The organism is Pseudoalteromonas sp. SG41-5 (assembly GCF_014164495.1).
Lineage (GTDB): Bacteria > Pseudomonadota > Gammaproteobacteria > Enterobacterales > Alteromonadaceae > Pseudoalteromonas > Pseudoalteromonas rhizosphaerae.
This window is the reverse complement of sequence record NZ_JACJFH010000275.1, coordinates 1-586: the sequence shown is the minus strand read 5'-3', so window position 1 is coordinate 586 and position 586 is coordinate 1. Positions and strand designations below refer to the sequence as shown.

Below are 586 nucleotides of genomic sequence, written 5' to 3'. Positions count from 1 at the left end.
TTAATTCACTTATCACTTATTGACGAAGATAGATACCCTACTTCGCTTGACGGTGATGATGAAAGTAAATACCAACAGTTATTAGACATAACTCAAAAAGAAGCCATTCATTGGCAAAGCATTGAAATAAATTTGCGTGGCTTTGAGCCTGCGTTGCAATTATGGGACGCCATTGCGGGTAATAGCCGTTTATTATTGATTGCTAGCTTTAATTTTTATCCTCACAAACTACTCCCACCCGATGCGGATATCAGCGGTAGCTTTGGTTTTTTTCCTGCGGATATGGTTAAAGATTTATACGCGATAATGGAGGAAGAATACAATTTTGATATTAGCAACTTAGAAGGGCAGCAAATTATTGCTGAAATTGAAAAGGATGGAGACGATGAAGTAAACCCCGAAGCCTATGAGCTAGTTCGAGATAAATACTTTGTAACCTTTAGAGATGCGGCTGAGCAAGGTAAATCTATCGTCGTACTCATTGAGCAATAATTAACTTATATAGAAAACGCTAAGGACAGCACATGCGACCTGAAATAAAAAACATCCCCCAACAACTTGGACAATACTTGTACCAGCAAATAAA

1 protein-coding gene is annotated in these 586 nt (G+C 38.1%); it reads left to right on the top strand.

Features of this window, described 5'->3' with window-relative positions:
• A partial coding sequence (locus H5232_RS23580) for a hypothetical protein (protein WP_182831709.1) occupies positions 1-492 on the top strand: 492 nt, incomplete at its 5' end.
• Positions 493-586 lie beyond the last annotated feature (94 nt).